Here is a 26933-nt window from a genome sequence, read left to right as displayed (position 1 = left end):
AATTATTGCCCAAAACCGGGCTCATCAGCCCGTTCGACGGCTTCCTTGGCAGCCGCGAACAGGGCGCCAGCCTTGGCCTCGCACTCGCGCTGCTCATAGGCCGGGTCGCTGTCTGCTACGATTCCGGCACCTGCCTGAATATGCATGGTGCCGTCTTTGACAACTGCCGTACGCAAAACGATGCAGCTGTCCATGCTTCCGTCCGGTGAAAAATAGCCGACACCGCCTGCATAGGCGCCGCGAGTTTCCGGTTCGAGCTCGGCGATGATTTCACAGGCGCGCACCTTGGGCGCGCCGGATACGGTGCCGGCCGGGAAGCCCGCAAACAGTGCATCAATCGCATCATGCTCTGCCGCGAGTTTGCCTGTGACGTTTGAAACGATGTGCATGACATGGCTGTAGAATTCGACGCCATAGCTGTCCGTGACGGTAACGGTTCCTGCTTCGGCAACCCGACCCACATCGTTGCGCCCCAGATCAAGCAGCATCAGATGCTCGGCGCGTTCCTTGGGATCAGCGAGCAGGCTTTCCCGGTTGGCGGCATCCTCGCTCGCGGTTTGTCCACGCGGACGTGTCCCTGCAATCGGCCGGATAGTAACTTCGCCATCGCGCTCGCGCACCAGGATTTCGGGACTTGAGCCGATCAAAGCAAATCCTGGGAGATCGAGATAGTAGAGAAAGGGCGAGGGATTGATGCGTCTGAGCGCGCGATACAGATCGACCGGCGGCAAGGGGAATGGCTGGGTAAATCGCTGGGCGAGGACGACCTGGAATATGTCACCGGCAGCGATGTATTCCTTCGCAGCTTCCACCATGCGTTTATAGTCGTCAGCCGGCACCATCGATTGCGGTGCGACTTCAGGGAGCTCGGTAACCTTTCGGTGGCGCGGCAGATAGGGTGCGGCAAGGCGCGCCGCGGCCGTTTCAATGCGTTCCACAGCCTTATCGACAGCTTTTTCTGCAGCGTGATCCCCAGATTGATCCCCAGATTGATCCCCGGTGCCCCAGACTGGAGCGACCAGATGGAGTCGATCTTCCAAGCGATCGAATATCAGGATCAGTGTCGGTCGGACAAACAGCATGTCCGGAAGCTGCAGCGGGTTCTCCGCTGGGCGGGGCAAGTCTTCGATCAGGCCAATCGTTTCGTAGCCGAAATAACCGACAAGGCAGGCGAGCGATTGTGGCAGGCCTTCCGGCAAATCCATCCGGCATTCTTCGACGAGCGCGCGTAGCGCGGCGACACTGTCGCCATCGGCAGGGGCAAATGCCTCGCGATCATCTTCCCAACTGCGATTAATGGCAGCGGATGCGCCTTCGGCGCAAAAGACGAGGTCAGGAGCGAGGCCGACATAGGTATATCGACCCCGGACATTGCTGCCTTCGACAGACTCCAGGATAAAATCACCGCGACCTGGTTCAACAAGCTTAAGTGCCGCGCCGATTGGCGTATCGAGATCGGCCAGCTGCTGGCGCCAGATTAGCGTCGGCCGGCCGGACTCAAGCGCCGCGATGGCATCGGCGCGCTCATTCATATTAGTTGCTGCGACCCGTAATCAGCCGCTGGCTCAATGCTTCGATTGCGTCTTCGTCACGCTCAATCGGATAGTCGGCAATCACAGCATTGACGAACTGTTCGGCATATTCGTCAGCGGTGACATTCGCGAACTCTCGGCGCGTGGCTTCAATCAGCTCGGCGGTTACGGCATCAGCATCGCTGACAATCGAATTCAACACCACAACAAACCAACCCTGGTCTTGCGGCAGACGCACCAGTTTTGCCGTGTCTTCGGCCATCCGGAACAGTAATCGCACCGGCTCGGGAATATTGGCGCCTGGCTGCGAAATTGCCTGGCGCGAAGCCCGGGCGGGTTGCACCGGCGGCAGGGTGAGTTCGGTCTCGGCCATGGCTTGCGCAAGCGGCATGCCGCCATTCACCTTCTCCGCAATTTCGGCAGCGACTGCTTGGGCTTGGCGCGCAGCACGGTCGGACAGGAAATTCTGCTGTACAAAGGGCAGGATCGTTTCGAGCGGCTGAGGCGCTGATCGAGCGATTTCGGTGACATCCACCAGAGCAAAACGCTGATCAGCGACGATAGGTGCAATCACCGCATCCTCATCATCATCCAGCGTAAAAATGAGTTGGAGCATTGGCAGGAGGTCCGCCGACGGGCGGAAGTCTGGCTGTTGCGGTGATAATCCGTTCGGTGCGACCAATGGCGTCGACACAATGGTCAGCCCTTTGTCATCGACCACTTCCTCGAAGGATGCGCCGTCATCAATTGCATTTTCAATGTCGAGATAAAGTTGCGCCAGCGCTTCATTGCCGGCCTGGTCCGTCAAGGCTTGTACAATTTCCGGGCGGACCGTTCCGAGTGGCGTGGCGTCTCGGTCGACGATATCGGCCACGCGGATCACGTGCCAACCCAAACCCGATTGTGAAGGTTCAAGCAGGTCGCCTTCTGCTGCGGCGAATGCGGCGGCGGCAATCTCCTCAGAGGCGGCTCGCGCAAAACTATCTTCTGTGGCGCCGCTTACCTGGATGGAGGGCAGGGAGAAGCCGCGTTCAATGGCTTGCTCGCCAAAGTCTGCCCCACCATTCACGGCCTCGAAAAAGGCCTGCGCATCGGCTTCATCTGTCAGGATGATCTGCTGGAATGAGCGGGTTGCGCTACCGCCATAGGTATCGCTGTTCGCTTCATAATATTCGCGGACCTGTTCCTCGGTCGGCGCTGGTACTTCCAGCTGAGCAAGATCGAAGACTGCGTAACGCAAGGAGCGCCGCTCTGGCAGCGTGTAGCGATCAAGATTGTCGTCATAAAAGGCTGTCAGTTCTTCCGCCGTCGGCTCTTCGCCTTCAGGCATGGCAGCCGACGGTATGGCCGCAACCTGCCCGGTTCGTTCCTCCAGCAATAGCCGCGCATAAGGCGCCGCAATCTCAGCCGGAACTTCGGCTGCTGCACTGACCGGGCCGAGCAACAGGCCCAACAGGGTTTGGCGTCCCAGATCCGTGCGGACTTCGTCTTCAGTCAGGCCTTCCTGGGCAAGGACCTGGCGAAATGTCGGCTCGTCGAAATTTCCGGTGAGACCCTGAAAGGCGGGAATTTCGGCAATCGATGCATCGATCAATCGTTTGCTGATCAGCAGGCCATTATCGCGCGCAAAGCTGCTCAGCGCCTCGCCGCGCATATATTGGTCGATGGTTTCATCGAGCGCACCGCCTTCGATCATCGCGGCCATATCCAGGCCTGGCTGATCTTCGCGTGCGTTTTGGAGCGCGCGGTTCAACAGTCGCTGCAGTTCCTCGTCGGTGACTTCGGCACCTTCGACAGAGGCCACGGCGTTTCCGCTGCCGCCGAACAAGCTGGTTCCGCCACCTGGCGCGCTGATGTCCGCGAGCGCAAAGGCCGTACCGATCAGGATGAGCAGACCCATTGCCAGGGCAAGGCCAAGCTTTGAGGCGAATAGGCGGCGGAAGAATGAGATCATGATCGAAGTGTCTTTGCGTGATTGAGGGCAATATCACCCGTGCTTTACGGATGTGGCCGCGCGGCTTCAAGCATTGTCGCGCGATTGGCAGATGCAAATCATCCGGGTATCAGACCGCTAAGTTGAAATGACGAACATCTGAGGGAGATCCGGACATCATGGCACGACGTAAGCTGATCGCCGGCAACTGGAAAATGAACGGCCATCTCGATCACCTGCGCGAGCTGCACGGGATCGAAAAGGCCGCCAAAACCCATCCGCAGGTGGACGTCGCGATTTGCCCGCCGGCGACGCTGATCGCCCCGGCAGTGGCCCGCGTTCCCGGTTTGGCGATTGGTGCGCAAGATTGTCACGCCGCAGACAAAGGCGCGCATACTGGCTGCCTCTCGGCGCCGATGCTTAAGGAAGTCGGCGCGCATCATGTGATTGTCGGCCATAGCGAGCGGCGCGCCGATCAGGGCGAGACCGACAGTGACGTGAAGGCCAAGGCAGAAGCCGCGCATCGCCATGGCCTGACAGCGATCGTCTGTGTCGGTGAGACCGAGGAAGAGCGCGATGCCGGGCAAGCAGAAGCGGTGGTGACCGGACAAGTCTCTGCATCGCTTCCATCAGACGCGACGGCGGATTGGCTTGTTGTCGCCTATGAACCGGTATGGGCGATCGGCACCGGACGGGTGCCGACACTCGATGACGTTGCGACGATGCATGCGGCCATCCGGGCGACGCTTTCGGACATTATTGGCGACGAAGCTCCTGGCGTGCGGATTCTCTATGGTGGCTCAATGAATGGCGATAATGCGGCTGAGTTGCTGGCGGTCGACAATGTCGATGGCGGATTGGTCGGTGGGGCCAGCCTTAGCGCTGACAAGTTTGTGCCGATCATTGAGGCGGGTGCTGCGCTGGCCTGATTTGGCGGAATTGCTGACGCTGCGCTTGAACCCGAGCGCATTAAGGCCTATTTCGCGCGCCATATTGATGGGAACGGGAACATCCCGCCCGAAAATTCAAAGATAATCGAGATCTGACATGTTTACTTTCCTGCTGGTTCTACAGGCCGTTATTGCCGCACTGCTCGTTACGCTGATCCTGATGCAGCGTTCCGAAGGCGGCGGGCTCGGTGTCGGCGGATCTTCGTCAGGCTTGATGACAGCGCGTGGCCAGGCAGACTTTCTGACGCGCGCGACGGCCTTTGTGGCAATCGCATTTGTCGGTCTCAGCATTCTACTCGCCGGTCTCGCAACGACCCGCCAGGCTGATTCGACGATCGACACCAGCCTGACGCAGCCGGCTGAACCGGTTACTCCGATCGCTCCGATCGGTGGCGATGCTCCTGCGACAGACTCCGTCGACAATGATATCCTGAGCACGATTGCCGGCCAGGCCGAAAGCACTGGCGCGGAAGAGGAAGACGCTCCGGCTGAATAAATCCGGCTGCGTTATTCACACAATATTTGCTGGCATTGGATTCGATGGCTTGCGCTATCGGGGTAATCCTGCGTAAGCCTTTCCTCCCATGGCGCGGTTCATTTTTGTCACCGGCGGCGTGGTTTCCTCGCTCGGTAAAGGTCTCATGGCGGCAAGCCTTGCTGCGTTGCTTCAGGCACGCGGCTACAACGTCCGCATTCGCAAATTCGACCCCTATCTAAACGTCGATCCAGGGACGATGTCCCCCTATCAGCATGGTGAAGTCTATGTCACTGATGATGGGGCAGAAACCGATCTAGATCTCGGTCACTATGAACGCTTCACGGGCGTCTCAGCGCGGCAATCTGACAATGTAACCTCGGGCCGAATCTATCAAACGATCATCACCAAGGAACGGCGCGGAGATTATCTCGGGGCGACCGTTCAGGTGATTCCGCACGTCACCGACGCAATCAAGGATTTTGCCAAATCGGATCTGGGAGACCTCGATTTTGTCATTTGCGAGATTGGCGGCACGGTCGGGGACATAGAAAGCCTGCCATTCATGGAAGCGATCCGGCAGCTCAGGAATGAGCTGGGTCGTGGTCAGTCAGTTTCGATCCACACGACATTGGTGCCCTATATTGCGGCTGCAGGGGAACTGAAAACCAAGCCGACCCAGCACAGCGTGCGCGAGCTCACCTCACTGGGAATCCAGCCCGAAGTGTTGGTCTGCCGGTGCGAACAGCCACTACCGGAAGAAGAGCGCGCCAAGATTGCAGCCTTTTGTAACGTCCGCAAAAGTGCGGTTATCCCGGCGCTCGACGCGCCCAGCATCTATGCCGTGCCACTTACCTATCATGCCGCCGGGCTGGATGACGAAGTCCTGCGGGCCTTTGGCATTGAAGACGCATCCGAACCTGAACTCAGCCGCTGGGTCGATATCAATGACCGTCTCGAGAACCCGGAAGGCGAGGTTACGATCGGCGTGGTCGGCAAATATGTTGGCCTGCAGGACGCGTATAAATCGCTCAATGAAGCGTTGGTCCATGGTGGAATCGCGAATCGGGTGAAGGTCCATGTGAAATGGATCGATGCCGAGCTGTTCGAAGATGAGGATGCCGATATTGCGGCGCTGCTTGAGCCGCTCCACGGAATATTGGTCCCGGGTGCGTTCGGTGAGCGCGGCGCCGAGGGCAAGATCGAGGCCGTACGCTTCGCGCGCGAGCGCAATGTTCCTTATTTCGGCATTTGCTTCGGCATGCAGATGGCATGCATCGAAGGCGCGCGTAACCTGGCGGAAATTCCTGGAGCCTCATCGACCGAATTTGGCGATACACCGGAGCCCGTTGTTGGCCTGATTTCCGAATGGATGTCCGAAGAAGGCTTGCAGAAGCGCGAAGAGGGCGGCGATCTTGGCGGGACGATGCGGCTAGGTGCCTATGATGCGAAGCTCGCCGGGAACAGCCATGTCGCATCCATCTACGATGGCACGGAGTGTATCAGTGAACGCCATCGGCACCGCTATGAGGTAAATACCGGCTATGTCGAAGCGCTTGAAAAGGGCGGTTTGATCTTTTCCGGCATGTCACCAGACGGCGAATTGCCGGAGATTGTCGAGCGCCCGGATCATGACTGGTTTGTTGGCGTGCAATTCCATCCAGAGCTCAAATCGCGGCCGTTCGATCCGCATCCTTTGTTTGCCAGTTTCATCGAGGCGGCCGTCCATCAGTCACGTCTGGTCTGATCTCCCGAAATGCGCCATACTGGCGCATTAGCATCGTCGAGGGAGGGGTTTATGGCCTTGGAACGCATGAATGCGCAGGACTTGTTAGGGATATTGCCCGAAGGATCACTCCTTTCGGCGTGCGAACCTGATCAGCTCGATGACCTCCTGTCGCGGTCCAAAGTTGAGTTCGTCCCGCGCCGCGAAGTGCTAATTCACCAAGGCGATCCTGGCGATTCAGCCGTCATTCTCGTTACCGGCACTGCGCGCGTGAACATGGTGTCCGCCAATGGCCGCGAGATTGTCCTTGATTATCTCGCGCCAGGAACAGTGATCGGTGAGATTGCATTGCTTGATGGCGGAGAGCGGACTGCCACTGTCACCATGGTTGAAGACGGAAGCGTCATTCGGCTGAGCCGCACCGAATGCGAAGACTTTATCGCCAGCAACCCGACGGTCGCCCTGCGAATGCTGCAGGAAATGGCGCGACGACTCCGGCAGATGAATCTTACCGTAGAAAGTGATCGTGCCTTTTCTGCTGGACCGCGCCTTGCTCGCTATTTGCAGCGCCTAACGGACGAAGAAGCGGCGAGCCAGAAGCTCAAGATCAATGTGAGTCAGAGCGAGCTTGGCAATTTTGTCGGCATCAGCCGGGAAAACATCAATCGCCAGCTCTCAGCCTGGTCGGACGCTGGACTAATCGAGCTCGAACAGGGCAAAATCAGAATTGTAGATTGCGCAGCGCTTTGGGAAATCGCCTCGATGGGCGACTGATCAAACTAAACAAGGAATATCCATGACAATCAGCACCGATTTTCAGGTCAGCAAATCTGACCTTGGAGAAACCCGCACCGTTGAAACCGATCTTGGCGATCTATCAGAAGGCCAAGTTCTTCTGGCTATTGAGAAATTTGCGCTGACTGCGAACAACATCACCTATGCAGTTGTTGGCGAACAGATGGCCTATTGGAATTTCTTCCCGGCCGAAGAGGGCTGGGGACGCATCCCGGTATGGGGATTTGCGACCGTGGCTGAATCCCGCCATCCGGATTTCTCGGCGGGCGAAAGGGTCTATGGCTATCTGCCCATGTCGTCGCATCTGGTGGTTGAGCCAGGCAAGGTTGCGACCGGAACTTTCTCCGACATGGCAGCCCATCGTCAGCCGATGAATCCGGTTTATAATAACTATCGCCGGCTTGCCGCAGACCCGGCGCATAATCCGGAGCTGGAAGCGCATCGCGCGCTGTTTGAACCGCTGTTCATGACGTCGTTCCTGATCGAAGCCTTTATGCGTCGGCATGATTATCATGGCGCACAGTCACTGATCATGACGAGTGCATCATCGAAGACCGGGATGGCATTGGCACAGGTCGCGAAAGCGCGCAGTCCCGAGATCGAGCGGATTGGGCTGACCAGTGCTGGCAACATCGCATTTGTCGAGGGCTTGGGCCTCTATGATAAAGTCGTGTCATACGATGCGATCGGAGAACTTGACGGCGCCAAAGCATCGGTAGTTGTCGATTTCGCAGGCAACGGAAAAGCGCTGGCGGCGATTCACAATCACTTTGCGGACCATTTAAAGTATAGCTGCCTGGTCGGCGCGACCCATTGGGACGCGCGCGGCATGACCGAAGATATTGCCGGTCCGGCGCCGATCCTGTTTTTTGCGCCGGATCACGTGGTCGCGATGACGGAAGAGCTGGGACCGGAAGGCTTTGGCATGGAAGTCGGCAAGGCCTGGGGCGGATTCATTGGCGAAGCCAAGGGCTGGATCGACGTGATCGAAAGCTCAGGAAGCGATGCGGTTGCCAAGACCTATGGCGTGCTGCTTCCCGGCAAGGCCAGTCCGCGCGACGGTTTCATCCTCTCGCTCTAGCCGCTCCTCAAAGGAGCAGTGTTTCACAGCCAGTGCCGTCAAGAATCGTCCGCGCGCGCGCTTGATCTTCGGCTGACATCGCACCGAAGGCCTCATTGATCCACTGCAGGCATTTGGCCTGGTAAGGAAAGCTGGGTTGTGACCAGGCGCGTCCATCGACCTGCGCTTCGAAACTGCCTTCACCCGCCATCACGGCCTTGGCGTTAGCGAGGAGGACGGGCGCATAGACCCGACCAATCTCTGATAGCAACGGGTTAAGCACGGTCTGCGCATCGTCGACAGTGAGCCAACCATTGTCGATGTCGACGCCCGACAGATCGTCGACCCGGTCAACCCAGGCGCGCACGCGCTGCTTTTCGCTGTTCATGATCCCCGCCGGCGTCGGATCGACCAGAGCCAGCTGAGTCAGCTGGCCATAGAGCGCAAAATCTGCGGAAGAGGGGCGGGTGCCGAGCACATAGCCTTGGTCGGTGATCAGCGTGTCGAGGATATCGAGCAAGCGCACATAGCTGGATTCGATGGTTTCTCCGGTGACTGCGTTGGATCCGACGACATAGAGGCGATCGATCTGGCGTTGTGAGAACATCGCTGCCATCTGCTCGGCCTGGTCCTGGGCCAGTGTTGGATTGGCCCAGTAGACGAGGAGCGGCCCGGCATTGTCGATATCGGCTTGATACGCCCAGCGATAATGAAACATCGCCTTGGTCAGCCATTCATCGGCATAGTCTTCGATCAGATAGTTCACGAACCCCATGACCGGATCGTCAGGGAGTGCAGATCGGCCATCATAGTCTGATTCAAGTCGACGGATGATCGGCGTGGAATCGACGACCGCTTCCAGCTCACCATCGGCATCCTTGAAGAAGAAAGTCGGCATCAGCTGGACTTTGGGTTTCGGAAAATTATCTGGCGCGTTCAGCTGACCGCCCCAGCGCATCCCGTAAGGAATATGGCGATACCGCAGATAAGCGAGCATCTTGCGGGTATAGGGCGAGCCTGGCGCGCCCAACAATTCGATACGATCATTCGTGTCAGCAACAGCCATCGCAAACCTCCTCTTGCAGTGCGCGCGAGCGCTTACTCTGCCGCAGCAGTGTCGCGCCGTTCTGCGAGCTTGCGAAGATTATCCTCATGGCCCGCACGATCAAGTTCGTAGCGCGAGATAAAGAAAATCATGATCATCCAAAGCGACAAGATGACCGGGACATAAACAGCGCCAAGCCGCCATAGGGTATCATCGGGCACTTCGCCTTGGGCGGCGCCTGCGGCCAATCCGACTGCGGACAGAACGACCGTTGCGACGACAATGCCAAAACCTTCACCCCATTTACGCATGAAGGTGGATGCCGCGAAGAACAATCCTTCGGACCGGCGGCCGGTTTTGACTTCCGATTGTTCAACGAGATCTGCAATCATCGATGCAGCGAGGATCTGGTAACAGATGATCAGACCGACATCGATCGTATTGGCGATCAGATAGAACCAGAAAATGAACGGATCGCCATTTTCCGGCAGCACGCCGAGCAGGCGCAGGAAGATCGGCATCGGCGATCCGATAAAGGCGATCAGGCCGACAATGATGGCACCCCGCTTCTTCCCCAGCTTGCGGGTCACGATCGGGGCTAGCACCGCGCCGATGATGGCTGAGATGAAGACGCCGAAGGTGATTGCGCCCAATTGCTCCGGGCCGAACCCCCAGAAATATGTGCCGAAGTAAAAGGCGAGCCCGGCGGCTAGCCCACTCGCGGTAAAGGCAACCAGCGCGGCGCAGAAAAGCGCAACAAAAGAACGGCTCGAAAGGGTTTCAAAGATTTCGCTGAAGATCTTTTTCAGCGTCATGTCGCGCTTGGGCGGCGGTGATTTCAAATGGGGAATGCGCGAATGGGTGCCGATTGATGACACCATGATCGCGGTGAAGATGAGGATTGACGCGATCAGCCCATAAAAGGAATAGGCTTCCGGATTGAACTGCCCATTGGGTATCGCCAGCGTCGCGAAAGCCGGGAAGATCATCGCGAAATTGATGACCGTCATCGCATTGCCGCCGGTCCAGCCGAAATAATAGCGGAAGCTCAGCAGCGAACTGCGTTCGTCATAATCATCGGTAAGTTCGGGTGCGAGCGCGGTATTCGGTGTTTCGAAAAAGGTGATGAAGGTCCGGATAATGATCGCGAGGATCGCAATATACCAGAACATCGCCTGGTCGCTCCATCCGAGCGGCGGGTTCCAGATGAAGTAATAGCTGACCGAAATCGGGACGGCAGCGACGTACATGAAGGGATGGCGGCGACCCCAGCGCGATCGGAGATTGTCGGACCAGTAGCCGACGATCGGATCGCTAAAGGCATCGGAAACCAGCGCAAGCAAGATCGCCGCGCCGACCAGCAGCTGATCCACGCCGATAACCTGGCCATAGAATAACAGCAGGAAATATTTGAGACCGCCATCTTTGACGCCATAGGCGACAGACCCAAAGCCATAAGCCAGCTTTGTGCGCGTTGGGATCTTGGCCGACCCGCCTCCGCCTGGCGCGGTTTGCAGGATCTCTCGTTCGACGGCCAATTGCTCCGACGCGGGCGGTTCTTTCATACAGGCAACCCCTCAAGGCTTTTTCTTTGCTTATGGGGGCTTGATCGGAGGCTGGCAATTGCATCTTTTCGAGGCAATGCGGACGGGAGAAGGGGATCCGGGCGCATCGAAACGCGAGGGTCGACGCGCGACCTACCGCGCCCATTGTGAGAAGAATCTGCTCCAGACACGAAAGTGCCCGGGCCGTTAGACCCGGGCACTAGCGTGACGAACTTAAGTTCGCCCCCTTTTGTCAGCCCCCGAATTCGCGCACGATCCTTCCCCTCAAGGTGTGCAGCGAGGAGGCCTCCCTGAACCACGGCCATAAGGCGCGTGATCTTCTGACAACAGCTGCTAGGCCATCTCGGCCTTGCTTGTCATGCGGTTAGGCGGATTATGGCAGAAATAAGTTTAGCCCTGTGACGATAGCGCAACAGGGTTGGTGCTTGCGGCTGGCACGTGGCCCGCCTAGAGACTCGATCTTTCAATGGCCCTTTATCGGACCCCTTAACATGCGACTATCCCGCTATTTTCTGCCCGTTACCAAAGAAACGCCCAGCGATGCCGAGATCATTAGCCACAAGCTGATGTTGCGCGCAGGACTGGTGCGCCAGACCTCGTCGGGGATTTATGCCTGGTTGCCGCTTGGCCTCCGCGTCCTGAAGAAGATCGAACAGATTGTCCGCGAAGAACAGGATCGGATCGGTGCGGCCGAAATGCTGATGCCGACGCTCCAGTCCGCCGATCTGTGGCGCGAGAGCGGTCGATATGATGCCTATGGCCCCGAGATGCTGCGAATCGAAGACCGGCATGGCCGCGACCTGCTCTATGGACCGACCAATGAAGAGATGATCACCTCGATCTTCAAGGATGGCGCGCGTAGTTATCGCGACCTGCCGAAGATGCTCTACCATATTCAATGGAAATTCCGTGATGAGATCCGCCCGCGCTTCGGTGTGATGCGCGGCCGCGAATTCCTGATGAAGGATGCGTATAGCTTCGATCTTGATGAGGCTGGCGGGCGGATTAGCTATAACAAGCAGTTCGTTGCCTATCTGCGTACCTTCGCGCGGATGGGGCTGCGCGCCATTCCGATGCAGGCAGACACTGGTCCGATTGGCGGCGATCTCAGTCATGAGTTCATCATCCTTGCACCCTCCGGTGAAAGTGAAGTCTTCTTCCACAAGAGCTGGGAAGAAGCGCGTTCGGCGGATGACTATGGCGTCGATGTCGAAGATACCGGAGCGCTGCAGGGCTTCGTAGATTCCATGACGGCCGAATATGCCGCGACGGATGAAAAACGCGACGAAGAGCGCGAAGCGGAAATGGGCGATGACCTGCTCAAATCGCGCGGCGTCGAAGTTGGCCATATCTTCTTCTTCGGTGACAAATACTCAAAGGCCATGGGCCTCAAAGTCTCCGGCAATGACGGGTCGATGGTGACCCCGGTGATGGGCAGCTATGGTGTCGGCGTCTCGCGGCTGGCTGGCGCGATCATCGAGGCGAGCCATGATGATAATGGCATTATCTGGCCCGAAGCTGTCGCGCCGTACCAGGTGGGCCTGATCAATATGCGCGCCGATGACGATGCCTGTGTGGCGGCGGCCGATGATCTCTATGCCAAACTGCAGGCCGCCGGTGTTGAAGTACTCTACGATGATCGCGACGAGCGCGGCGGCGCCAAATTCGCTACAATGGACGTGATCGGATTGCCTTGGCAGCTGGTTGTCGGTCCGCGCGGACTGAAAAACGGCGTTGTCGAGTTAAAGCAACGTTCAACCGGAGAGCGTATAGAAGTGGCTCCGGACGCTGCTTTGGAGAAATTGGCGAAATGACTCAGAGTGTCATTGCGAGCATAGCGAAGCAATCCAGAGCCGCGTGCGACATCGCCTGCAGCTCTGGATTGCTTCGTCGCCTTGCTCCTCGCAATGACCGCAAGAAGGAATGGGCAAATGCTGCTTAGCCGCCATGAGCGGATGATTGCCAAACGCTATCTGCTGCCCGGCAAAGGCGAGCGGTTCATTTTTGTCGTAGCCTCGATCAGCTTTGTTGCGGTGATGCTTGGCGTCATGGCGCTGGTCGTTGTCATGAGCGTGATGAACGGGTTTCGCGCCGATCTGTTCGACAAGATTGTGGGACTGAACGGTCACGCAGTGATGCAGGGTTATGGCGGGCGCCTGCCCAGTTGGGAAGAAATTCTCGAAGAGAGCCGGCAGGTGGAAGGGGTTGTGTCTGCGACCCCGCTGATCGAACAGCCGCTGATGGCGAGCTATGATGGCCGCGTCGAAGGCGTGCTGGCTCGCGGTATGCAGATCGAAGACATTCGATCGAATGAGCTTATCAATTCCAATATCATTGCAGGAGACATGTCGCGCCTCCAGCCCGGGAGCAATTCGGTCGCCATCGGATCGCGTCTGGCAACTGCCTTGGGAGCGGTTACCGGCGGGCAGATTAGCCTGATATCTCCGCAAGGCCGATCCACACCATTTGGCACAGTGCCGCGAATTGTATCGTACAATGTGGCGGCGATTTTCGAAGTTGGCGTCTATGATTTCGACAAAGCGTTCGTGCTGATGCCGATGGAAGATGCGCAAACGCTACTCATGCTCGATGGTGCGGTCGGGATGATCGAATTCGATACGACCGATCCTGATAATGTGGCTGAGATCCTCGAGCCTATAGCGGCGAATTATGCGACCGAAGGAATATTGACCGATTGGCGTGAGATGAACACGCAACTTTTCGACGCGCTGGCGATCGAGCGAGTTGTGATGTTCTGGGTCCTGTCGCTGATCATCCTGGTTGCGGTATTCAATATCCTGTCCTCCCTGATCATGCTGGTCCGGGCCAAGAAGCGTGACATTGCGATTCTGCGGACGATGGGTGCGTCGCGCCGATCGATGATGAAGATTTTCCTGACGATCGGCATGACAACCAGCACTCTTGGCACGCTGGCCGGGCTTGGGCTCGGTTTCTTGCTGCTTCATTTCCGGCAGAATGTGGTCAATTTCATACAGACCGTGACGGGGCAAAATCTCTGGGATCCTTCGGTTCGGTTTATCACGGAACTGCCAGCGCGCACGGATCCGTTCGAAATATTGGCAATCGTTGGTCTCGCCCTGGGATCGGCGTTTGTCTTCACCCTCTATCCGGCATTCAAGGCAGCAAGCACTGATCCCGTCCAGGTGTTGCGCTATGAGTGAGGCCGTTCTTGAAGTCCGTAACCTGGCTCGGAGCTTTGAGCAGGGTGGCGTGAAGATCGAAGTCCTGCGCGGCATCGATATTTCGATCAACCAGGGCCAGATTGTTGCATTGCTCGGCCCGTCAGGGTCCGGCAAATCGACAATGCTGCAAGCTGTCGGCTTATTGGAGGGCGGCTTTAGCGGCTCGATATCCATAGATGGCGAGAATGCAGGTAATCTCGAAAATGATGCGCGCACCCGATTGCGCCGCGATCATCTCGGCTTTGTTTATCAGTTCCATCATCTCCTCCCCGATTTCTCGGCGCTGGAGAATGTGGTGATCCCGCAGCTCATCTACGGTGCCTCGCCGACGGAAGCAGAAGATCGCGCGGCGTCACTGCTTGATCGGCTTGGCTTGGGCCATCGTTTGGAGCATCGTCCTTCACAACTTTCCGGTGGCGAACAGCAGCGTGTTGCGGTTGGCCGGGCGCTGGCAAATCGCCCGTCGCTGGTTCTGGCCGATGAACCGACCGGCAATCTGGACGAAACCACTGCTGATCTGGTGCTTGGAGAATTTCTGGCTCTGGTCCGCGAGGAGGGCAGTGCGGCGCTGATCGCAACTCATAATCAAAGGCTCGCGAAAAAGACCGATCAGGTCTATCGTCTCCATGAAGGCCATCTGGAAAAGGACGAATAATGAGCGTGCATGATTATGCCGTTGCGCTACCCGATGGAGCGGAACAAAAGCTTGCCGATTACGCAGGCAAGACGGTGCTGATCGTCAATGTCGCGTCAAAATGCGGTTTCACGCCGCAATATGCCGGGCTCGAAGAATTGTATCGGAAATATAAGGATCGCGGTTTCGAGATTCTGGCCTTTCCGTGCAATCAATTCGGGGCGCAGGAACCCGGCGATGCGGAAGAGATCCAGAATTTCTGCACGCTGACCTATGACGTGACATTCCCGCTCTTCGCAAAAGTTGATGTGAATGGCGCGGATGCCGATCCGCTGTTCGAACATCTGCGTGCCCAGAAGCGCGGTCTGATGGGTGATAGCATCAAATGGAATTTCACGAAGTTTCTGGTCGATGCCAATGGCGAAGTCGTTCAGCGTTATGCGCCGACCACCAAGCCGTACCAGATTGAACGGGATATCGCCGCGCTGCTCGACTAGCGCCTATCCACCGGGCCTCTTTTGTTCACGTTTCGCGAATCACGGTGTGATCGCATAGTAAGACCCATGGCCGCCGCATCCTTTGTCCCTCTGCGAATTTTTTCCGCCTACACAATGTTGGAAGGCGCGATCCAGCCGGACGAAATTGCCGCGCGCGCTCGCGAACTTGGTTTCCCTGCGGCTGCCCTGGTCGATCGCAATGGTCTCTATGCGGCCATGCCCTTTTGCGCCGCGGCCTTTGGAAAGGGCGTGCAGCCAATAATCGGGACCTTGCTTGCGGTCTCCAGACCCGATCGCGCCGAGGGAGAGGACCCGATCATCGATTGGCTGCCTCTGCTGGCTCAGGATGAGACGGGGTATGAAAATCTCTGCGCGCTCGTATCCGAAGCGCATCTGGATCGTCCGCTCGAAGAAGCGCCGCATGTGCCGTTCGCTGCGCTGCAAGGGCGCACCGACGGTGTAATCGCTTTGACCGGCGGAAGCGAAGGGGCGCTCGCGCGCTTGTTCGAGGCGGAACAGGATGAGGCCGCCCAAGACTATGCAGACCAGCTGGTCGCGCTGTTTCCGGATCGGCTCTATGTTGAAATCAGCCGCCGTGGCGATCCGATCGAAATGGCCAGCGAGGACGCGTTGATCGATCTTGCCTATGCGCGTGACTTGCCGTTGGTTGCGACCAACCCGGCTTTCTTCCAGCGCGAGGACTTCCACAGCGCACACGACGCGATGCTCTGCATTGCTGACAGCAATTATGTCGAAAGCGATGATCGCCGCCAGAGCCCGGAAGAAGGCTGGCTCGTCCCGCAAGATGCAATGGAAGATCGGTTTCAGGATTTGCCCGAAGCGCTCGCCAACACGGTCGTCATTGCACAACGCTGCGCCTTTGCTGCGCCGCAGCGCGATCCGATCTTGCCGAGCGTTGCCGGGGACCTGGAAGGGGAATCCGCGCAGCTCCGCGAAGATGCGCGCGCCGGACTTGAGGAGCGCCTGGTTGCGATCCATGGCGACAAGCTGACCGACGAAATTCGCCAACCTTATCTCGAACGCCTGACCTATGAGCTTGATATCATTATCGAGATGGGCTTTCCGGGCTATTTCCTGATCGTTGCTGATTTCATCAAATGGGCAAAGGGTGAGGGGATACCTGTCGGGCCGGGCCGGGGATCCGGGGCAGGCTCGGTGGTCGCCTGGGGGCTGACGATCACGGATCTCGATCCGCTTCAGCTGGGGCTGCTGTTCGAGCGTTTCCTTAATCCCGAACGCGTATCGATGCCTGACTTTGACATCGATTTCTGCGAAACGCGGCGTGGCGAAGTGATCCGTTACGTCCAGCAGAAATATGGCCGCGATCAGGTCGCCCAGATCATCACCTTTGGAACAATGAAATCGCGCGCCGTGCTGCGCGATGTCGGGCGCGTCCTGCAGATGCCGTACGGCCAGGTCGATCGGCTGACCAAGATGGTACCGAACCATCCGACCGATCCCTGGACTCTCGAACGGGCACTCAACGGCGTCGCCGAGTTCGAGACCGAATATAAAACCGATGCCGATGTGAAGAAGCTCGTCGATCTGGCGATGAAGCTTGAAGGGTTACCGCGGCACAGCTCCACTCATGCCGCCGGCGTGGTGATCGGTGATCGGCGGCTTGACCAACTCGTGCCGCTCTATCGCGATCCGCGCTCCGATATCCCGGTCACCCAGTTCGATATGAAGAATGTTGAGAAGGCGGGTCTGGTCAAATTCGATTTTCTTGGACTGAAGACGCTGTCGGTCCTGAAGAAGGCCGTGCAGCTGCTCGCCAAGCGCGGGATTACGGTCGATCTGGATCGGCTCGGTTGGGATGATGAGCAAGTCTATGAGCTGCTCCAAAGTGGCAATACTGTTGGTGTGTTCCAGCTGGAATCCGAAGGCATGCGGCGCACGCTGGCTGCGGTGAAGCCAACCTGTTTTGAAGATATCATCGCGCTCGTCTCGCTCTATCGGCCGGGTCCGATGGACAATATTCCGATGTTCGGTGCCCGCAAGAACGGGCTCGAACCGATCGAATATCCGCATCCCGAGCTCGAGCCGATCCTCAAGGAAACCTACGGGATCTTCGTCTATCAGGAACAGGTGATGGAGGCGGCGAAATCGCTGGCGGGATACTCGCTCGGTGATGCCGATCTGTTGCGCCGCGCCATGGGCAAGAAGATCCAGGCGGAAATGGACGCTCAGCGCGAACGCTTTGTGCAGGGTTGTGGAGAAAATGGGACGGACGCGGCCAAGGCCAATGAGCTGTTCGATTTGATCGCCAAATTTGCTGGCTATGGATTCAACAAGAGCCATGCTGCGGCCTATGCCCTGATCGCCTATCAGACAGCTTGGCTCAAAACCCATTATCCGCATGAATTCTTTGCCGCATCCATGTGTTACGACATGGGTAATACCGACAAGCTGGGTATCTTCCTTGAGGATATCCGCCGGACGCCAGACGCGAATAGCGGTGAGAAGATCAAATGTCTGCCACCTTGCGTGAATGCGAGCGAGGCATTGTTCTCGGTCGAAGAAGACGGCGCGGGACATGCCGTCCGCTATGCGTTGGCGGCGCTCAAGGGCGTAGGCCAGAAGGCGATGGAACAGCTCGTCGTCGAGCGCGATACGGAAGGGCAGTTCGAGACCCTCGATGATTTTGCAGCGCGCGTCGACCCGCATCTCCTCAACAAGCGCCAGCTGGAAAGCCTGGCCGGCGCTGGAGCCTTTGACGGATTGGAAGACAACCGGCCCGCCGTCTTTGCCGCTTGCGAGACGATCCTGGCGATCGCATCGAGCGCGGCTGATGCGCGCGAGACAGGACAGGGCGGGCTGTTTGCCGATGGCGGCGAGGCAGACATCGCGCATATTCGACTGGCGGAAAACATGCATTGGCCGCTCGCCGAACGCATGGCGCAGGAAAAGGAAGCGTTTGGCTTCTATTTCTCCGGCCATCCGGTCGATAATTACAGGCATCTTGCCGATGCCTTTGGCGCGCAAAGCTATGGCGAGCTCTGCGACATGCCGGCTCCTGCGGCAGGTGGGCGCGTCGGCGCGGTGATGGCGGGCATGGCCGAAAATGTCCGCAAGCGAACCTCGCGGCGCGGGAATCCCTTTGTCACCGCGACACTGTCGGATTCATCCGGTCAGTTTTTTGCGAGCGCCTTTGATGAAGGCCCCCGCCTCGCCTTGGAAGATGCTGCGGAAAACAGCAGCTGTGGCCTGCTCCATGTCGAGCTCGACTGGCAGCCGGGTGAAGAGATGCCACGCGTTACGGTGCGCCAGTTCCAACCTTTCGATGCGCTGGCCAACAGCAAACGCATGATGCTGACGGTGAAGGTTGCAGAACCTGCTGCACTTGAAACCTTGGCCGAACTGCTTGGCGAGAATGGCGATGGTCGCGGGACCGTGGTTCTGGAGGCCGCAATCGGCGATGGCGGTTCAGCGCGTGTTGTGCTCGGCCGCAATTTCCAGCTCGATCCGGAACGGGCTGATGCTATCGGCCAACTACCTGCGGTGATCGAAGCCCGGTTATCGGCTGACGCGGGACCGATCGCCGAAGAGCCGCCAAAGCTCGCGCTCGTCTCCTGATAAAACGCGCGTGCTGGGCCATTGGGGCTGGACGATTGCCCGCGCGCCGGTAAAGTGACCGGCAAAAATCAAATCATTGAGAGGATAACCATGCTCGGAGGAATGCAGGACGCGCCATTGCGCATCAGTCGGATAATAGACCATGCGGAACGCGAACACGGATCGCGCGAAATCGTAACGCGCTGGGCCGATGGTACGACGACCCGATCGAATTGGGCGGGCATTGCCGAAGACGCCCGCAAATTTTCACAGGCTCTTCAGAAACTCGGCATGGTCAAAGGCGATCGGATTGCCACTTTGGCAATGAACCATGGCCATCACCTGGCGGCCTGGTACGGGATCAGCGGGATTGGCGGCGTCGTGCATACGGTCAATCCGCGGCTGTTCACCGAGCAGCTGGTGTACATCATCAACCATGCCGAAGACCGGGTGCTGCTGTTTGACAAGGCCTTTGAGCCGTTGGTTGAAGGGATCAAGGATCAACTCACTACGGTTGAGCATTATGTGCTGTTCGACGGATCGGGCGACTATCCGACCTTCCGCGACCTTGCCGATGCCGAGGATGGCAATTTCGAGTGGGTCGAAGGCGATGAACGCGAACCATGCGGCCTGTGCTACACCAGCGGTACCACCGGCAATCCCAAGGGCGTGCTTTACGAACATCGCTCAAACGTCCTTCACGCAATCACTGAAGGCCAACCGGATGCAATGAATCTTTCGCAAAGCACGGTCTTGATGCCGATCGTGCCGATGTTTCACGCCAATGCCTGGGGCCTGCCATTCGCCTGCGCGGTGACCGGATCGAAGATGGTCTTCTCCGCCACCAATGATGGCGGCGTCTTGCATGATCTGATGCTGCAGGAGGGCGTGACCCATTCGGCCGGCGTCCCGACAGTATGGCTGGCCATGTTCGCGCATATGGATGCGACGACCGTAGACTATGGCAAGCTTGAAATGGTGGTGATCGGCGGTTCCGCCTGTCCGCGCGCGATGATCGAGCGCTTCATGAAAGCCGGTGTCTATGTGCTCCATGCCTGGGGCATGACAGAAACCTCGCCAATCGGAACCATCGGCATGCGGCCGCCAAATTGGGACGAGCTCAGCTTCGATGAGCAGGTTGATATTGTTGCGAAACAAGGCCGCACACCCTTTGGTGTCGATATCAAGGTAGTGGATGACGACGACAATGATCTGCCGCGTGACGGCGAATCTTCCGGGCGGCTTCTTGTGCGCGGCCCCTGGGTCCTGGATCAATATTTCCAGGATGAAAGTGGCACCTGTGTGACCGAGGATAACTGGTTCGACACGGGTGACGTGTCGGTGATCCATCCAGACGGCGTCATGCAGATTACTGACCGCGCCAAGGATGTCATCAAATCCGGCGGTGAATGGATCAGCTCGATCGAACTGGAAAATGAAGCAGTTGGCTGTCCGGGTGTTGCCGAAGCCGCCGCCGTTGGTGTCTATCACCCCAAATGGGACGAGCGACCGCTGCTCTTGATCGTCAAGAAAGAGGGCGCCGAGCTGAGCGCCGATGATGTAACCGCGTTCCTCGAGGATCGCGTAGCGAAATGGTGGCTGCCGGACGAAGTGAAATTCGTCGATGAGTTGCCGCATACGGCGACCGGCAAGATCCTGAAACGCGCGCTGCGGGATGAATATAAGGATTATAAGCTGGCGGGTAGTTAGACGCAGGCCCAGGCAAGGAGAGATCAGGATGGTTCGTGACACCAATATTGTGATAGCGGCCATCCTGGTTGCGAATTCGCCTGCAGCATATGCTAAGACCGATGCCGGTTCGCGGATCGTCACCGCGGCCGATGTCACCGTTTCTGACGGAACGACCTATCGGGCCAGCACCGAGTATCAGGCGCCGGATCGCGCAGAATATCTGCAGCAATATCCCGACATGACAATGCGTTTTGCAATCGACGGAGAGACGGTTTCGGTGTGGCGTGACGGCGAAGCGCTAACCCGCTTTCCGGCCGGCATTGGTATCTGGGCTCTTGGACATCAGTTCCATGCGCAACTCACCAGCTTTGCCGAAATCAACGGCGGAATCATTGCTGTTGCGGCCTATGATGGGGAAGGGGATTGCCCGTGCACAGAATATCGTGGACGTCTTTCGGCCGAAGGTATGGGCATTGAAGGCTATGGTCTTGTCGTCAGCAATCAAAGCGGCCGAGCACAGCGCTTTTTCGTCCATCGGCAGGATCAGGCCCCGGTTACGACGACCTTCGATGACTGGCGCAGCGAGGCTGATCGGGAGCTTCCCTATCGGGTCGTCATCGATGATGGCGAAGATGTGTATGATTTCCGGTTCAGCAGCATCGAATTCGGCTAGCAGCTAGAGCGCCAACTCCCCCTGACGTCCGGCTGGTGGGCGGAAAAGATCGGATCGCAGCGTAATCACCCTCTGATTGAGGCCATGTTTCCGGCATGCCCGCCTGAAACGCGTGCGGATGAGATCGGCCCAAGGTCCTTCGCCGCGCATCCGGTTGAAAAAGGCGGGGTCATTGTCGCGGCCGTCGCGCAAGGATTGGATCATATTCATCACCTTGCTCGCCCGATCGGGATAATATTCGTTGAGCCAGGCGCGAAACAGGGGGGAGACTTCATGTGGCAATCGGATCGGCACGAAGAAACCCGCATGAGCGCCGGCCTCCGCCGCCGCCTCAATCAGATGCTCAATCTCATGATCGGTTATCGCCGGGATGATCGGCGACATCGACACATAGGTCGGAATACCAGCCTCGTTTAGAGCGCTGATCGCGGCGAGGCGTTTGCGCGCGGAAGGCGCTCGGGGTTCGAGCGTGCGATGCACTTTGGGGTCGAGAGATGTTACCGAGATAGCTACGGCAACCAGATTGTTGCTGGCCATGTCGGCCAGGTAATCGATGTCGCGGACGACCCGATCGGACTTGGTCGTGATCGTGACCGGGTGCCGCGCCTCGGCGAGGATTGCGAGGCAATCGCGGGTAATCCGGTATCGACCTTCGATTGGTTGGTAGGGATCGGTGTTCGTCCCCATCGCGATCTGCGACGCCCGATAGCCTTTCTTCTGCAAGGCAGCGCGCAGCAGCTCAGGGGCATTGGGCTTGGCGAATAACCGCGTTTCGAAGTCGAGGCCCGGAGAGAGGTCGTGAAAGGCATGGGTCGGCCGCGCATAGCAATAGATGCAGCCATGTTCGCATCCCCGATAGGCATTGATCGATTGATCGAAGGGAATGTCCGGCGAGCTATTGCGCGAAATGATTCTCTTGGGGTTCTCGATCGTAACCTGTGTTCGCAGCAGCGGCGGCGGACCATCGATCGCTTCGCGTTGATCGAGCCAATCGCCATCCTCTTCGCGCTCTGCGAGGCCAAAGCGTGTTGGCACCTGGTTGCTGGTGGCACCTCTGCCTCGAACAGGATGAGGGGCGGGTCGAGTCATATCGACATTGTATCAATCGATAAGAACATAACAAGAACAAAATACGGACTTGGACAAAGATGGCTGGTCCGGGATACAAAGCGATGATGGGGGAAATCCGATTTCAGCTGACCGAAGACGATGGGGTTGACGCGAACCGCCTCTATTTTCGGCGTCAGATGCTGCGCCATGGGCGGATCGCCGCCTGGCTGGTTGGCGCGATCGTTCTTTTGCTTTTGATCCTGATCGTATTGGGCAATGGGCCGGACTTGGTAAGCGACCCTTTGCTGCGAAGCCTGGTTGGCGCTGTCGTCATACTGATCGTGCTGATTTTTGCGATCTATTGGTTTTGGCTGCCATGGCAGGCGCGCAAATTGTTTCGCCAGACGAAACTGCTGCAGGGTGAAATCACTGCCCTGTGGACGTCAACGACAATCACCTATTCAGGGGAGTGGGGTTCAACCGAGATCGCCTGGAGTGACTATCATCGCTGGATGGAGAATGAGCGACTAATTGTGCTTTTCCAGTCTGATGCGGTTTACAATATTGTACCCAAAGCAGTGATCGCGAGAGACGAGGTCGCCGCGATAGGCCGGTATCTTGAAGATGCGGGTGTGAAAAAGACTTGAGGGCCTTCACCGCGTCTTGGTGAAAAAAAGACGAGTAAAAGATGGATCGAACAGATGGAGTTAAGCCGATGACCAGATTTCTGATTTCCGCTGCAATGCTGCCGATCATGGCATTAACGGCCTGTGGCTCACAGTCTGGAGAGGCGCCGGCAGATGACGTAGACGCTCCCGCTGCTACCGAGCCGGGCGAGGTAGTCGATTCTGGCGGGTTGATCCTCGACTCTGACGCCGCTGACGGAGCGACACTGGTCGAGTCAGCTGGCAATGCAGCGTCGTTCGACGCCGATTGCGTGATTAGCGAAACTGGAGCCGCGGGCATCGATATGCCGGCCACGACTGGAGATTTCGTCGAAGCTTTTCCAGCCGGAACGGGATTGAGTTTCCAACCAGTCTATATGGTCGATTTCGGAGCGCTTTGCGCGCGATCCGGCGGTGAGGATGCATTGTGCGTCATCTTCGAGAGCTATGATGTTGAGGAGTATCGCGCTGACATCCCGGTCATGGCGATGGGTGTCTATGCCAACCAGTGCCGGACGGCAGAGGGCGTGGGTCCGGGGTCCAGCATTGTGGACGCGGTTGCGGCTTATGGCGCCGCCCGGTTCGGGTTCAGTTACGAAAACGAAGCCCGGGAATATGTATCGTTCGAAAGCGCTCCCGATGCCTACAGCTTCCGTGCTGAGTCAGAGGCGGTGGCCGCGGACCCTGAAGGAAACCAGCCATCAGGTCGCTACGGAGGCGACTATACTGGGGTTGAGGGCGATAGCTATTTCGAGACTAATGTTGCCCAGCCGGATGCGACCCTCTGGGAGATCTGGATTTCTACGCCTCTGTAAGGCGGGGCATCAGTTCGACGAAATTGCACGGCCGGTAGCGGCTATCGAGCTGGGTCGCGAGGATGCCGTCCCAGCCATCTTTCACGGCGCCGTTCGATCCAGGTAGCGCAAAGATGTAGGTGCCGCGGGCAACGCAGCCACAGGCGCGTGACTGGATGGTCGACGTGCCGATCTTGTCATAGCTGAGCGCACGAAACAGCTCGCCAAAGCCGGGGATTGGCTTGTCCTGGACGCGCTCCAGCGCTTCGGGAGTGATATCTCGGCCGGTCAGGCCGGTACCGCCGGTGGTGATCACGCAATCGACTTCCGGATCCTCAACCCAGGCATGGAGCCGGGCCACGATTTGAGACATTTCATCTTTGACGATCTTACGGGCGGCCAGCTCATGTCCGGCATCCGTGAGCCGCTTGACGAGAATGTCACCTGAGCTGTCTTGCTCTAGATTGCGGGTGTCGGAAACGGTGAGCACGGCAATATTCACCGGCTTGAACGTTGCGCTTTCATCAATCGGCAATGCGCGCACCTCCCTGACCGGACAAACGTACGGCGACCGCGCCAGGGGCACCGGGGAAGCGGGGCCACATGCCTTGGGCGAGTGCGCCAAGGCTCGTCGCGTCTTCGCCGGCATTGCGCTGATACATCCAATAGTTGCGCAGGATGATCGGCACATAGCCGCGTGTCTCATAAAAGGGGATGCTCTCAATATAGAGTAGCGGATCACCGCGATCGCGCAGGCGACCTTCCCAATTCACAACCGCACCGGGCCCGGCATTATAGGAGGCGATGACCTTGGGCAGCAGACCCTGTGTACCAGGGAAATCGCGCATTTCTTCCATGTAATGCTGACCGTAAGCGATATTGACCTCAGGCACGTTGAGCCGTGAGGCGCTGATGGATTCGCCGCGATCGCGGGCGATATCGCGCGCGGTACCGGGCATCAGCTGCAACAGGCCGCGGGCGCCAGCAGGGCTGACAACTTCGGGCCTGAAATTCGATTCCTGCAAGGCATGGGCATAGACCAGCGATCGATCGACACGCCAGCCGCCAACCGGTTCATAGCCTGGGGCAGGGAAGCGGACGCGGGCCGAGGGATGGTAGGAAACCGGCGCGTTGCGTGCCATCCACAGCTCCGCATTGGGCAGGCCAAGCTCGTTTGCCAGATCCATCCAGGCGTCATGATGTTGCGGATTGCCGATCGCCGAGCCGTGACGCACATATTCATCCGCGAGGTTGCGCTCACCGACCTCGATCAGCGCCATTGCGCGACGGGCATTCGAATAGTCGGCGACTGTTTCCCAGGTCGGATCGATCCGGATGCGATGCGCAGGGCGCCGCGTAATGCGCAGTGTTTGCGCGGCGAGCAGCCCGTAAAAGGTTTCGTCCATCAGCGCTGCGGTACGTAGCGGCGTCTGGACATTTTCCGGACGCCCGGCGGCCATTTCCGCGCGCGCAGCCCAGAAGAGGCCGGCGGCGCGTTTCTCGCTGTCCGGTCCACGTTGCCCGACCGATGCGAAGGCTTCGGCAGCAGCGTCAAAGTCTCCGGCGCGCCAGGAAGCGAGGCCGTCGACCCAATCGGCATGGGCGGCCCAATCGCCGATACCGGCGCGGGCTTGGCGGGCGACACGTTGGGCATTGCGATCGTCACCGGTGAGATAATAGGACCAGGCGACGCGCTGCTGGATTTCGGTCAGTCCGGCACGTGTCAGATTTTCGGCATTTTCCTCGAGCAGGTTTTCCGCTTCGCGCGGGCTGTCTGCGACAATGAGCGGACGGATCTGGCGGGCAAGCGAGCGGGCGGCACTGTCATCGCGAACCGGGCGAGCGCGACCACGGCGCGACGGACCTGGCATGCGGCGCAGGGAATGGGCTTCAGGGAGAACGGGCGCGCGTTCCAGACCGCGGCCTTGAGCCAGGGTGAGGATGCGGCGTGCATCGGGAAGGTCTGGCGCGTCCTCAAGGAGCTCGCTCAACGGATCAAGCTCGACCCGTGGTGAGCCGGGGGCGAGATAGAGCTCTGCAAGCGCAACCGGTTCAAGAAGGCTGTCTGGCGCACGGCTGATCCGGGCCAGGGCGCTTTCCCAGTTGCGATTGCGAATATCAGCAAAGATCTGGCGATAGGCTTCGCGTTCGTCGCGATCGATGACGCTGCCAATCTCGGATCGCTCTTCCGAAAAGCTTGGCCCGGCGATACTGCCAGTATCGGCCAGAGTCGGCGCGGCGGCGACGCTCGCTAGTGTGGATGCGACGAGAAGCTTCAGTTTCACGCGGTCATTCCTTCGATCACCATCTGCAGATCCTGCCAGCTATGGGCCTTGAGGCGCGGTTGCTTCAGCAGGAAGCGCGGATGAAAAGTAGCAGTGACGGGCACATTGCCGCCATCATGGTTAAAATTGTGTTGCGATCCGCGGCTTTCATCGAGGCTGGCCCCGCAAAACACACGGCTCGGCGCGTCGCCCATCACAATCAGCTGTGATGGCGCGGCCAGCGCCACGTGCCGGCGCGCCACCTGGCTCAAAATGTCGAGCATCGTTTCGTCGATTGCACCACCAGCTATCCGCGCGGGACACAGGGCGGCAATGTAAGTCGAGGCCCGATCACGGCCCATGGCCGCGAGCATTCGATCAAACAGTAGGCCAGCGTCACCCGATAACAGGGTTCCGGCGGCAGAATCACCGCGTTCCGGCATGTCGACAAGGATCATCAGACCACTGGCCGGATCGCCGGTCGCGTCCAGTCGTTCCGCAGCAGACGCGGCAATCATGTCGGTCGACATCATCCATTCGCGCAGCTCGCCAATATCTGCGGGGAGGGACAGGGCTTGGGGTGCGGCTGGTTCGGCATCTGGTGTATTGGCCACTTTCGCCTCACCAGAGCGGGGTTTTGCGGCTTCAAGCCAGCTGCGCGGTTCGTCCGCGACAATTGTGTCGACGCCGGCTTCTTGCCACCATTTCATACTGTTTTCGAATTCGCCGCTGATGGCGCATCCCCTTGGCTAACTGGCTGGCCATAGAGTCGAAGGTTGACGGCTTGGTCAATCGCCGGGCAGT

Annotated in this window: 22 protein-coding genes; 14 read left to right on the top strand and 8 right to left on the bottom strand. The window is 58.4% G+C overall.

What is annotated here, in order from left to right:
• Positions 1–2: 2 nt before the first annotated feature.
• A complete protein-coding gene (gene trpE / locus HFP51_RS05395; RefSeq protein ID WP_176874719.1) occupies positions 3–1532 on the bottom strand; it encodes an anthranilate synthase component I in 1530 nt (509 codons plus the stop codon).
• Position 1533: 1 nt separating this feature from the next.
• Positions 1534–3486 carry a peptidyl-prolyl cis-trans isomerase gene (locus tag HFP51_RS05390; RefSeq protein ID WP_176874718.1) on the bottom strand — a complete coding sequence of 651 codons (1953 nt, stop codon included), beginning with the start codon at positions 3484–3486 and terminating at the stop codon, positions 1534–1536.
• 158 nt (positions 3487–3644) lie between these two features.
• Here HFP51_RS05390 and tpiA point away from each other — a divergent pair, with 158 nt between their 5' ends.
• The 5 genes from tpiA (at position 3645) to HFP51_RS05365 (ending at position 8492) form a co-directional block, all read left to right on the top strand.
• Positions 3645–4394, top strand: a complete 750-nt coding sequence (tpiA, locus tag HFP51_RS05385) for a triose-phosphate isomerase (protein ID WP_176874717.1) — start codon at positions 3645–3647, stop codon at positions 4392–4394.
• Positions 4395–4512: 118 nt separating this feature from the next.
• Positions 4513–4911, top strand: coding sequence for a preprotein translocase subunit SecG (gene secG, locus HFP51_RS05380; RefSeq protein WP_176874716.1), 399 nt, complete (start codon positions 4513–4515; stop codon positions 4909–4911).
• Between the two features lie 88 nt (positions 4912–4999).
• The gene (locus tag HFP51_RS05375; protein WP_176874715.1) at positions 5000–6637 is read left to right on the top strand and encodes a CTP synthase; all 1638 of its coding nucleotides are present in this window, start codon (positions 5000–5002) and stop codon (positions 6635–6637) included.
• Positions 6638–6688: 51 nt separating this feature from the next.
• Positions 6689–7390, top strand: coding sequence for a Crp/Fnr family transcriptional regulator (locus HFP51_RS05370; RefSeq protein ID WP_255454902.1), 702 nt, complete (start codon positions 6689–6691; stop codon positions 7388–7390).
• Between the two features lie 22 nt (positions 7391–7412).
• Positions 7413–8492 (top strand): DUF2855 family protein, encoded by a 1080-nt coding sequence (locus tag HFP51_RS05365; RefSeq protein WP_176874714.1) that lies wholly within the window; start codon positions 7413–7415, stop codon positions 8490–8492.
• Between the two features lie 7 nt (positions 8493–8499).
• Here HFP51_RS05365 and HFP51_RS05360 read toward each other — a convergent pair whose 3' ends face one another.
• The gene (locus HFP51_RS05360; protein WP_176874713.1) at positions 8500–9537 is read right to left on the bottom strand and encodes a glutathione S-transferase N-terminal domain-containing protein; all 1038 of its coding nucleotides are present in this window, start codon (positions 9535–9537) and stop codon (positions 8500–8502) included.
• Positions 9538–9569: 32 nt separating this feature from the next.
• Positions 9570–11081, bottom strand: a complete 1512-nt coding sequence (locus HFP51_RS05355) for an MFS transporter (protein ID WP_176874712.1) — start codon at positions 11079–11081, stop codon at positions 9570–9572.
• Between the two features lie 491 nt (positions 11082–11572).
• Between HFP51_RS05355 and proS the strand changes: the two genes are divergently transcribed.
• The 7 genes from proS (at position 11573) to HFP51_RS05320 (ending at position 21356) form a co-directional block, all read left to right on the top strand.
• On the top strand, positions 11573–12895 hold the full coding sequence (gene proS / locus HFP51_RS05350) for a proline--tRNA ligase (protein ID WP_176874711.1): 1323 nt from the start codon (positions 11573–11575) through the stop codon (positions 12893–12895).
• Between the two features lie 117 nt (positions 12896–13012).
• The gene (locus tag HFP51_RS05345; RefSeq protein WP_176874710.1) at positions 13013–14263 is read left to right on the top strand and encodes a lipoprotein-releasing ABC transporter permease subunit; all 1251 of its coding nucleotides are present in this window, start codon (positions 13013–13015) and stop codon (positions 14261–14263) included.
• Positions 14256–14939, top strand: coding sequence for an ABC transporter ATP-binding protein (locus HFP51_RS05340; RefSeq protein ID WP_176874709.1), 684 nt, complete (start codon positions 14256–14258; stop codon positions 14937–14939). The genes HFP51_RS05345 and HFP51_RS05340 overlap by 8 nt, the downstream gene beginning before the upstream one ends.
• A complete protein-coding gene (locus HFP51_RS05335) occupies positions 14939–15415 on the top strand; it encodes a glutathione peroxidase (RefSeq protein WP_176874708.1) in 477 nt (158 codons plus the stop codon). Before HFP51_RS05340 ends, HFP51_RS05335 begins: the two co-directional genes overlap by 1 nt.
• 66 nt (positions 15416–15481) lie before the next feature.
• A complete protein-coding gene (gene dnaE, locus HFP51_RS05330) occupies positions 15482–19012 on the top strand; it encodes a DNA polymerase III subunit alpha (RefSeq protein WP_176874707.1) in 3531 nt (1176 codons plus the stop codon).
• Between the two features lie 90 nt (positions 19013–19102).
• The gene (locus tag HFP51_RS05325; RefSeq protein WP_176874706.1) at positions 19103–20701 is read left to right on the top strand and encodes a long-chain fatty acid--CoA ligase; all 1599 of its coding nucleotides are present in this window, start codon (positions 19103–19105) and stop codon (positions 20699–20701) included.
• A 28-nt stretch (positions 20702–20729) separates the two neighbouring features.
• A complete protein-coding gene (locus tag HFP51_RS05320; RefSeq protein ID WP_176874705.1) occupies positions 20730–21356 on the top strand; it encodes a hypothetical protein in 627 nt (208 codons plus the stop codon).
• A 3-nt stretch (positions 21357–21359) separates the two neighbouring features.
• Here the strand turns inward: HFP51_RS05320 and HFP51_RS05315 are convergent, their stop codons facing one another.
• Complete coding sequence (locus HFP51_RS05315; protein WP_176874704.1) at positions 21360–22445, bottom strand: PA0069 family radical SAM protein; 1086 nt, start codon at positions 22443–22445, stop codon at positions 21360–21362.
• Between the two features lie 83 nt (positions 22446–22528).
• On the opposite strand from HFP51_RS05315, the gene HFP51_RS05310 reads away from it, so the two are divergent.
• Together HFP51_RS05310 and HFP51_RS05305 are read left to right on the top strand one after the other, a co-directional pair.
• The gene (locus HFP51_RS05310) at positions 22529–23053 is read left to right on the top strand and encodes a YcxB family protein (protein WP_176874703.1); all 525 of its coding nucleotides are present in this window, start codon (positions 22529–22531) and stop codon (positions 23051–23053) included.
• A gap of 68 nt (positions 23054–23121) precedes the next feature.
• The gene (locus HFP51_RS05305; protein WP_176874702.1) at positions 23122–23886 is read left to right on the top strand and encodes a hypothetical protein; all 765 of its coding nucleotides are present in this window, start codon (positions 23122–23124) and stop codon (positions 23884–23886) included.
• On the opposite strand, the gene moaB is transcribed toward HFP51_RS05305, so the two are convergent.
• From moaB to HFP51_RS05290, 3 genes are read right to left on the bottom strand one after another with little or no spacing between them, the layout of a single operon-like run.
• On the bottom strand, positions 23873–24400 hold the full coding sequence (gene moaB / locus HFP51_RS05300; RefSeq protein ID WP_176874701.1) for a molybdenum cofactor biosynthesis protein B: 528 nt from the start codon (positions 24398–24400) through the stop codon (positions 23873–23875). The genes HFP51_RS05305 and moaB overlap by 14 nt on opposite strands.
• On the bottom strand, positions 24390–26150 hold the full coding sequence (locus tag HFP51_RS05295; RefSeq protein WP_176874700.1) for a lytic transglycosylase domain-containing protein: 1761 nt from the start codon (positions 26148–26150) through the stop codon (positions 24390–24392). Before HFP51_RS05295 ends, moaB begins: the two co-directional genes overlap by 11 nt.
• A complete protein-coding gene (locus tag HFP51_RS05290) occupies positions 26147–26839 on the bottom strand; it encodes a uracil-DNA glycosylase family protein (RefSeq protein ID WP_176874699.1) in 693 nt (230 codons plus the stop codon). The genes HFP51_RS05295 and HFP51_RS05290 overlap by 4 nt, the downstream gene beginning before the upstream one ends.
• Positions 26840–26933 lie beyond the last annotated feature (94 nt).

The sequence above is a fragment of the Parasphingopyxis sp. CP4 genome, assembly GCF_013378055.1.
Classification (GTDB): Bacteria; Pseudomonadota; Alphaproteobacteria; order Sphingomonadales; family Sphingomonadaceae; genus Parasphingopyxis.
Note: the sequence above shows the minus strand (reverse complement) of the source record. Positions and strands in the feature narration are given on the sequence as shown.